At 69.4% G+C, this 10333-nt stretch carries 1 protein-coding gene; it reads right to left on the bottom strand.

Annotated features, from left to right (window positions below; translation table 11 throughout):
• Nucleotides 1-125: 125 nt before the first annotated feature.
• A complete protein-coding gene (locus tag JEQ17_RS40450; RefSeq protein WP_456115148.1) occupies nt 126-10253 on the bottom strand; it encodes a type I polyketide synthase in 10128 nt (3375 codons plus the stop codon).
• Nucleotides 10254-10333 lie beyond the last annotated feature (80 nt).

The raw sequence follows: 10333 nt of genomic DNA, 5'->3' as shown, positions 1-10333 counted from the left end.
GGGGACGCGGGGAGGGGAGGCCTCGGGAGCCCCGAGGCGGCCAGGAGCCATCGGGGGCCGAGGCGGTCCGGCGGTCCTCCGTTCGAGGACGCCGCTGGTGTCCTGTAGGGCTCTTGGTCTCTGGGTCAGCCCAGCCCGAGGTCCTTGTCGATGAGGTCGAAGATGTCGTCGGCGGTGGCCGCTTCCAGCCTGTCCGCGAGGGCCTCGGTCTCCGGGACACCCGCGCCGACGATCTCGTTCAGCTTGGTCACCAGCCCCTGGAGCCGGGAGGTGAGACGCATCCGCTCGATGTCCGCCGACGGGAGCGACGTCACCGAGGCTTCCAGCCGGTCGAGTTCGGCCAGGAGCGGTACCGCGCCCGCGGCCGCCCCCTCGTCCTGGAACAGCTCCGATTTGAGGTGGGCCGTCAGGGCGAGCGGGGTGGCGTAGTCGAAGACCGTCGTGGCGGGCAGTCGCAGGCCGGAGGCCGTGTTGAGCCGGTTGCGCAGTTCGACGGCGGTCACGGAGTCGAAGCCGAGGTCCTTGAAGGAATGGTCCGGCTCCACGTCGGCGGCGTCCGAGTACCGGAGCACGGCGGCCACCTGCGTGCGTACGACGTCGAGAAGCGCGTGGTCGCGTTCCGCGGGCGAGAGCCCGGCCAGGCGTACGGCGATCGAATCCTGCCCCGTCGTGTCCTCGTCCGGTGCGGCCGTCTCGGTGCCCTCGGACAGTGCGGCGCGCACCTCCGCGAGACCGTCGAGGAGGGGCCGTGCCCTGGAGATGGTGAAGACCGGAGCGAAGCGCTGCCAGTCGATGTCCGTGGCGATGAGGTGCCCGGTTCCGTGATCGAGCACCTGCCGCAGGATGTCGAGGGCCAGGCGCGGTTCCATCGCCCGGACACCGATGCGGCGCAGCTGTGCGTCGGTGTCGGCGTCCGCGCCTTCACCGCCCCACAGACCCCAAGCGATGGACGTGGCGGGGAGTCCGCGGGAACGCCTGTTGTGGGCGAGGGCGTCCAGGAAGGCGTTGGCTCCGCCGTACGCGGCCTGGTTGGCGTTGCCCCAGACGGCCGAGCCGGACGAGAAGGTGACGAACACCTCCAGGTCCCGGTCCCCGAGCAGTTCGTCCAGGTGCATGGCCCCGCCGATCTTGGCGCGGGTCATCCGGGAGAAATCGTCGAGCGTGATCGCCGAGAGTTGCTGCTCCCCCTCCGGGACGGCTCCGGCCAGGTGGAAGACGCCGGTGAGCGGTGCGGCTTCGGGCAGCGACGCGATGAGTTCGCGTACGGCTTCACGGTCGGCGATGTCGCAGGCCGCGAACGTGACCTTCGCGCCGAGCACGGCGAGTTCCGCTTCCAGGCCGGCCGCGCCGCGGGCCTCGGCTCCGCTGCGGCTGGTGAGCACGAGGTGCTCGACGCCGTCGCGAGCGAGCCGGAGCGCCACATGCGCGCCGATCCCGCCGGTGCCGCCGGTGACCAGGACGGTGCCGTGAGGCTGCCACGACCTCGCCGGAGGGGTCGCGGCGTCATCGAGGCGTGCCCGGACCATACGGCGGGCGAAGAGACCGGCCGTACGGATCGCGATCTGGTCCTCCGGCTCCTCCGAGGCCAGTACGGCGCACAACAGGTCGGCGGTGCGCGCGTCGATCTCCGACGGCAGGTCCAGCAGCCCGCCCCAGGTGTCGGGGTGGTCGAGCGCCAACGACGCCCCCATGCCCCACACGGTCGCCTGCGCCGGGTTGCCGACCTCCGAGGAGTCGATGGCGGCGACGGCCTGCGAAGTGACGCACCACAGACGGGAGTTCGCCTCCAAGGCGTCCAGGGCCCGTACGAGTGCGATGGTCGCCGCGATGCCCTCGGTCAGCTCCGGATGGCCGGGGTGGGGGCGGTCGTCGATGGCCAGCAGGGAGAGGACACCGACCGGCTGCTCGCCTTCCGGCGTGTCACCCCGCAGCTGCTCTGTCAGAGCCTCGGGGTCGTCGCCGGACACCTCGATGACGCGCAGGTCGGCGCCGTTGCGGCGCAAACCGTCCAGCAACGCGTTCACGGCAGCGGTGTCGCGGTGCGTGGTGGGGACGGCGACGGTCCAGGCGCCGGTGACCGCGGTGGTGGCCGGCGCCGGCACCGGCTTCCACTCCTCGCGATAGCGCCACCCGTCGACGAGCGACTCTTCCCGCCTGCGCGCCCGCCAGGAGTTGAGAGCGGGCAGTACGCCCCGGAGGGCATCGGTCTCCACCTGCAGGCTGTCGGCGAGCGAGGCCATGTCCTCGCTCTCCACCGCCGCCCAGAACGCCTCGTCCACCGGGTCTGCGGCCTGGGCCACCGGGTCCTTCTTCACACTCTCGATCCAGAAACGCCGACGCTGGAAGGCGTAGGTGGGCAGTTCCACCCGGGGGTGGGGACCGCCCAGGAGGATCTTCCAGTCCGGGTCTGCGGCACCACGCACGAACAGGCCCGCAAGCGAGCGCAGGAACTGATCCCAGCCACCCTCACCACGACGCAACGTCCCCACCGCGACCACCGAAGCAGCGTCCTCCGGGCCGGCTTCCGCGCGGGCCGCGTCGACCGTCTCTTCAATGCCCATCACCAGGACGGGGTGCGCACTCACCTCCACAAACGCACCGAAGCCCTCCGCCGTCAGACGACGGGTGGCGTCCGCGAACCGCACCGGACGACGCAGGTTGTCCACCCAGTACCCCGCACCTAGCCCGCCGCCCTCGGCTCCGTCTGCGTCTGCGTCTGCGACCCACTCGCCGGTCATGGTCGACAGCATCGGCACCCCACCCGACAGCGGTGTGATCTCCGCAAGGTCGGCCAGGATCCGCTCACGGACCTGCTCCACCTGCTCCGAATGCGAGGCGTAATCCACCGGCACCCACTTCACCCACACACCCCGCGCCGACCACACCTCCACACACGCTTCCAAACCCTCACGAGTGCCGGAAAGGACCACCGAACGGGGGCCGTTCACCGCCGCGATCCCCACACCCTCGAACTCCTGCAGCCAGGACGCGACCTCATCGGCCGGGGCCTGGACAGCCAGCATTCCCCCGCCGCCCGCCAACACTTCACGGATCGCCCTCGACCGCAACGCCACCACCCGCGCACCGTCCGGCAGGGACAGCCAGCCACCCACCACCGCAGCCGCAATCTCACCCTGCGAATGCCCCACCACCGCATCCGGCTCCACACCCACCGAACGCCACACCTCAGCCAGGGACACCATCACCGCCCACAAGACGGGCTGCACGACGTCAACCCGCTCCAGCGATGCGGCACCGTCAACGCCTCGCACCACATCCAGCAACGACCAGTCCACGAACGGCTCCAACGCCGCCGCACACTCCCCCAACCGCGACCCGAACACCGGCGACGACTCCAGCAGAGCCACCGCCATCCCCACCCACTGCGAACCCTGACCCGGGAACACAAACACCCGACGACCCGACACATCCGCCACACCAGACACCAGACCGGACACCGCATCACCGGCATCCGACTGCCCGGCCGCCAGCTCACGCACCCCAGCCAACAACCCATCCAGATCCTGGCCCACCACAACCGCCCGATGCCGGAACACCGAACGACCACTCACCAACGACCAACCCACCCCAGCCACAGACTCATCCACACCCGAGACAGCCCCCGCCAACCGCTCCGCCTGACCCGCCAGAGCCACCGCCGACTTACCCGACACCACCCACGGCACCGGCAACTCAGCCACACCCGACCCGACACCAGGCTCGACACGGGACTCCGGAACGGTCTCCTCGGCCGGCGCCTGCTCCACGATCACATGCGCATTCGTCCCACTGATCCCGAACGACGACACACCCGCCCGACGCGGGTGACCGGCCTCCGGCCACTCCCGCGCCTCGCTCAGCAACTCCACCGCACCCGCGGACCAATCCACATGCGGCGACGGCTCACCCACGTGAAGGGTCTTGGGCAGCACACCCGCCCGCATCGCCATCACCATCTTGATCACACCAGCCACACCCGCAGCCGCCTTGGTGTGTCCGATGTTGGACTTCGAGGACCCGAGCCACAGCGGCTGGTCCTCGTCTCGGTCCTGGCCGTAGGTGGCAAGCAGCGCCTGCGCCTCGATCGGGTCACCCAACGTCGTACCCGTACCGTGCGCCTCGACCGCATCCACCTCAGCCGGTGTCAGACCGGCATTCGCCAGCGCCTGACGAATCACCCGCTGCTGCGACGGACCATTCGGAGCCGTCAGACCATTACTCGCACCATCCTGGTTCAACGCCGAACCGCGGACGACGGCCAACACCTCGTGACCGTTGCGCCGCGCATCCGACAACCGCTCAAGCACGAGGACACCCACGCCCTCACCCCAGCCGGTGCCGTCGGCGTCCGCCGAGAACGCCTTGCAGCGGCCGTTCGGGGAGAGAGCACGCTGGCGGCTGAACTCGATGAACGACTCGGGGGTCGCCATGACGGCCACGCCACCGGCGACGGCCATCGTGCACTCGCCCTGGCGCAGGGACTGCGCGGCGAGATGGATGGCCACGAGAGAAGAGGAGCAGGCCGTGTCGATCGAGACCGCGGGGCCTTCGAGACCGAGGGTGTAGGCGACACGGCCCGTGACGATGCTGCCGGACCCGATGTTGCCCGCGTAGTCGTGGTACATGACGCCCGCGAAGACGCCGGTCTGGCTGCCCTTGAGGTCGGCGGGGACGATGCCCGCCTGCTCGAACGCCTCCCAGGCCGTCTCCAGCAGCAGCCGCTGCTGCGGATCGGTCTCGGTGGCCTCGCGGGGCGAGATCCCGAAGAACGCGGCGTCGAACTCACCCGCGTTGTAGATGAATCCGCCCTCGCGGGTGTAGCTCGTGCCCGCGTTGGTCGGGTCAGGGTGGTAGATCGCGTCCAGGTCCCATCCGCGGTCGGTCGGGAACTCGGAGATCGCGTCCCGGCCTTCGTCCATGAGCTGCCAGAGGTCCTCCGGTGACGCGACTCCACCGGGGTAGCGGCAGCCCATGCCGACGATCACGATCGGGTCGTCGTCGGTGACACTGCCCAGCGCGGGGAGGGCCGCGGCGGCAGCGGGTATCTCGCCCGAGACTTCGGCGAGGAGGAAGTCCGCCAGGATGTCGGAGGACGGATAGTCGAAGACGAGCGTCGCCGGCAACCGCACCCCTGCCACGGCACTGAGACCGTTGCGCAGTTCCACGGCCGTCAGCGAATCGAAGCCCAGATCCTGGAACGCACGTCCCGGCTCGACCAACTCGGCCGACGCGTATCCAAGCACCTGCGCCACCTGAGCCCGCACCACGCCGAGCACCAGCGTCCGGCGCTCCTCCGCCGTCAGCCCAGCCAACCGGTCCGCCAGGGCGTTCTCCGTGGCAGCGGCGATGTCCTGGGAAGTGATCGCCGCCGAGCGGCGGGCGCGCGGGCCTGTCAGGTCACGGAACAGCGGTGAGAGGGTGTCGCCCTGCTCGCGAAGAGCGGCGATGTCGAACCGGGCGGGGACGACCGTCGACCGGTCGGACGCGACAGCGGCATCGAACAGAGACAGCCCGTCCTGGACGGAGAGGGTACGGATGCCCGTACGGTCCATCCTCTCCAGGTCGGCGGCGGTGAGCCGACTGCCCATTCCCGTCGACTCTTCCCAGAGTCCCCACGCCAGCGAGGTCGCGGGCAGTCCCAACCCCCGCCGATACTCCGCCAACCCGTCCAGATACGCATTCGCCGCCGCGTAATTGCCCTGTCCCGCACCACCCACCGTCCCCGACAACGACGAGAACAACACAAAGGCAGAAAGGTCCAACTCCCGCGTCAACTCATGCAGATACCACGCAGCATCCGCCTTCGGACCCAGCACACCATCCAGCCGCTCCGCCGTCAGCGAACCCAGCACACCATCGTCGACCACACCGGCCGCATGCACCACCGCCGACAACTCCACACCCAGACCATCCACCACAGCAGCCAACGCGACACGATCACTCACATCACACGCCACCACCTCCGCCCGAGCACCCAACCCGGCCAGCTCAGCCACCAGTTCAACCGCACCCGGCGCATCCTGACCCCGCCGCGACAGCAGCACCAGACGCTCCACACCATGCGACACCACCAGATGCCGGGCCACCACCGCACCCAGACCACCCGTACCACCCGTCACCAACACCACACCACCACCACCAGCACTGGCACTGGCACTGGCACTGGCACTGGCACCCCATGACGGCACCCCACCACCCGCGGCCACCCGCGTCAGACGAGGAACGAAAACCTCACCGCCACGGACAGCGACCTGCTCCTCCCCCGACACCAGAGCAGCCCGCACACCCGCCTCAACATCCCCCTCCACACCCACATCCACCAACACAAACCGACCCGGATGCTCCGCCTGCGCCGACCGCACCAACCCCCACACCCCAGCCGACACCACATCCACCACACCACCCACACCCACAGACACCGCCCCCCGCGTCACCACCACACGAGAACCAGCACCCCCCACACCCGACACACACTCCTGAAGCTCCTCCAGCACCCGTCCCAAGACCGAACGCACAGAGCCACCCACACCGACATCCAGCACCACCGCGTCCGACGCCGGATCCCCACCACCGGTCACAACACCGGCAACGGGCGACCACACCACCTCGAACAACCCACCACCAGCCACCACCGGCACCCCACCAGCAGCCCCCACCTGAGCCGACGAAATCGCCCGCAACACCAGCGACTCCACCACCGCCACCGGCACACCCGCACCATCAGCAACCCACAACGACACCCGATCCCGCGCCACATGCCGCACACACACCCGCAACACCGACGCACCCACCGCAAACAACGACACCCCCGACCACGAGAACGGGACGTACGCCGTCGCCTGCATTTCGGGAGAGTCGTTGAGGCCGCTCGACTGAAGCGCGGCATCCAGCACCGCCGGGTGCAGGGCGTACTGCTCCGCCTCGGCAACGGCGTGCTCGGGCAGCCGAATCTCGGCGTAGATGTTCTCGCCCTTGATCCAGCCGGCCTTGAGCCCCTGGAACCGCTCGCCGTAGACGAGGCCGGCATCCGCCAGGCGCTGATAGAGGTTGTCGACGTCGAGTGCTTCCGCTCCGGCGGGCGGCCACTGCGCCAGCTCGAACCCGGGCGACGCCTCCGAATGACTCAACAGACCACTGGCATGCCGCGTCCACGGCACATCCTCGTCCGCACCCTCCACCCGCGAGTACACGGCGACGCCGCGAAGACCGGACTCCTCCGGAGCTCCCACAACGACCTGGAGTTGGAGAGCACCGTGCTCGGGCACGACGAGCGGTGTCTCCTGGGTCAGCTCCTCGATACGACCGCAGCCGACCTCGTCACCGGCACGCACCAGCAACTCGACGAAGCCGGTCCCCGGGAACACCACCGACGACCCCACTCGGTGCTCGCCCAACCACGGGTGCGTCCGCAACGACCAACGGCCCGTGAAGACCACGCCGTCCACATCCGCCCGCCGCATGATCGCGCCGAGCAGCGGGTGTTCGGAAGGCACGAGCCCAACAGTGGTCACGTCGCCGACAGCCGAGGGAACCTCAAGCCAGTACCGCTCACGCTGGAAGGCGTACGTGGGCAGCTCCACCCGACGCCCACCAGCCGTCAACGGCTCCCAACTCACCGGCACGCCCCGGACATTGAGCCGGGCCAGACCGGTCAGGAACTCCCGCACCTCATCCCGGTCCCGACGCATCACCGGTACGCAGGCCACATCCGAGTCCTCAGGCAGCGACTCACGAGCCATTCCGCTCAGCACACCGTCCGGACCCAACTCCACGAACGACGACACACCGGCGTCCACAAGAGCCTCCACACCGGAGCCGAAACGCACCGCCTCACGCACGTGCCGCACCCAGTACCCCGGCGCGCAGAGCTCCTGCGCCGACGCGATCTCCCCGGTCACGTTCGACACCACACCCAACGACGGAGCGTTGAACTTCAACCCCTCCACCACAGCGGCAAAGTCGTCGAGCATCGGCTCCATCAACGGCGAATGGAAAGCGTGACTGACCTGGAGCTGCTTGGTCTTCACCCCGCGCTCCCGCAACGCCTCCACCACCGGGGCGACCGCGGCTTCGCTGCCCGAAAGGACCACTGCGCGCGGCCCGTTCACCGCCGCAATACCCGCCCCGTCAACACCCTCCAGCAGCTCACGTACGTCCGACTCGGTGGCCTGGACCGCCACCATCACCCCACCCGCAGGCAACCCATCCATCAACCTGCCCCGAGCCGCCACCAACGTCGCCGCGTCCTCCAGCGAAAGAATCCCGGCCACATGCGCAGCAGCGATCTCCCCCACCGAATGCCCCGCCACAAAATCCGGCCGCACACCGAACGACTCCACCAGACGGAACAACGCCACCTCGACCGCAAACAACGCCGCCTGCGCATACACCGTCCGCGTCAACAGACCAGCCGCATCGCTCTCCGGCTCCGCGAACAACACCTCCCGCAGTGGACGTTCCAGGTCATCCAGGCCGACGTCCAGCAGGTCACACGTGCGCTCCAGCGACTCCGCGAACACCGGAAACGCAGACGCCAACTCCCGGCCCATCCCCACCCGCTGAGCACCCTGCCCCGTAAATAGGAACGCCAGCCGGCCGTCCACCACACGACCCGAGACAACACCAGGCGCCTCGGCGCCGGTCGCCAACACCTCCAGCGACCGCAACAACTCCTCACGCGAGGAGCCCAGCACCACACCCCGATGCTCCAGCCCAGCCCGCGACACACCCAACGAGAAGGCCACATCAGCAACCGACGAACCCGCCGTCTGCTGCTGCGCCAACAGCGCCCGCGCCTGCGCCCGCAACGCCCCCACCGACTTGCCCGACATCACCCACGGCACCAGCACGCCCGCCGGTGCGTCCGCCGTTTCCGGCTCGGACGCCTCGGCCTCCGGAGCGGGGGCCTCCTCAAGGATCACGTGGGCGTTGGTTCCGCTGAATCCGAAGGAGGAGACGCCGGCCCGGCGCGGCCGACCGTTCTGCGGCCACTCCCGCGCCTCGCCGAGCAGTTCGATCGCCCCGGCGGACCAGTCCACGTGCGGGGAAGGCTCGTCGATGTGCAGGGTCTTGGGCAGGAGGCCCGCCCGCAATGCCAACACCATCTTGATCACACCGGCCACACCCGCGGCCGCCTGCGTATGACCGAGGTTCGACTTGGACGAGCCGAGCCACAGCGGCCGGCCTTCGTCCCGACCCTGGCCGTAGGTGGCGAGCAGCGCCTGCGCCTCGATCGGGTCACCCAACGTCGTACCCGTGCCATGTGCCTCGACCGCGTCCACCTCGGCCGGTGTCAGACCCGCGTTCGCCAGCGCCTGCCGGATCACCCGCTGCTGCGACGGACCGTTCGGAGCCGTCAGACCATTGCTCGCACCATCCTGGTTCAACGCCGAACCCCGCACCACGGCCAACACCTCGTGACCGTTGCGCCGCGCGTCCGACAACCGCTCCAGGACGAGGACACCCACACCCTCGGACCAGCCGGTTCCGTTCGCGTCCGCCGAGAACGCCTTGCACCGGCCGTCCGGGGAGAGAGCACGCTGGCGGCTGAACTCGACGAAGCGTTCGGGGGTCGCCATGACGGTGACTCCGCCGGCCAGGGCGAGGGTGCATTCCTGCTGGCGGAGGGCGTGGGCGGCGGAGTGGAGCGCGACCAGGGAGGAGGAGCAGGCGGTGTCGATCGAGACCGCGGGGCCCTCCAGGCCGAGTACGTACGAGATCCGCCCGGACACGATGCTGGAGTGGGTGCCGGTGCTGAGGTGGCCCTCGGCGCCGTCGACCGCGGCGCCCTTCTGGATGCCGTAGTCGGAGGACATCACTCCGACGAAGACACCTGTCCTGCTGCCCTTGAGCCGGAGCGGGTCGAGTCCGCTCGCCTCCAGGGCCTCCCAGGACGCCTCCAGCAGGAGCCGCTGCTGCGGATCCATGGCGACCGCCTCGCGCGGCGAGATCCCGAAGAGTCCGGCGTCGAACCGCTCGGCGCCGCTGATGAAACCGCCCTCACGCGTATAGCTGGTACCCGCGTGATCGGGGTCCGGGTGGTAAAGACCCTCGATGTCCCAGCCGCGCCCCTCGGGGAACCCGCTGATCGCGTCACGACCCGAGCGGAACAGCTCCCACAGCTGGTCGGGGGTTTCGACACCGCCGGGGAAGCGGCAGCTCATACCCACGATCGCGATCGGTTCGTTCGCCCTGCCCTCGACCTCGCGCAGGCGCTCGGTGGTCTCGTGCAGATCGGTGGTGACGCGCTTCAGGTATTCGCGGAGCTTGGCTTCGTTGGCCATGAGTAGTTCACCCGTCCAGGTATGCGAGAACGCGGGAGCGTCGGTGGGTC

This window comes from Streptomyces liliifuscus, from assembly GCF_016598615.1.
GTDB classification, from domain to species: Bacteria; Actinomycetota; Actinomycetes; order Streptomycetales; family Streptomycetaceae; genus Streptomyces; species Streptomyces liliifuscus.
The sequence above is the reverse complement of the archived record's forward strand: the minus strand, read 5'-3'. Positions and strand labels throughout refer to the sequence as shown.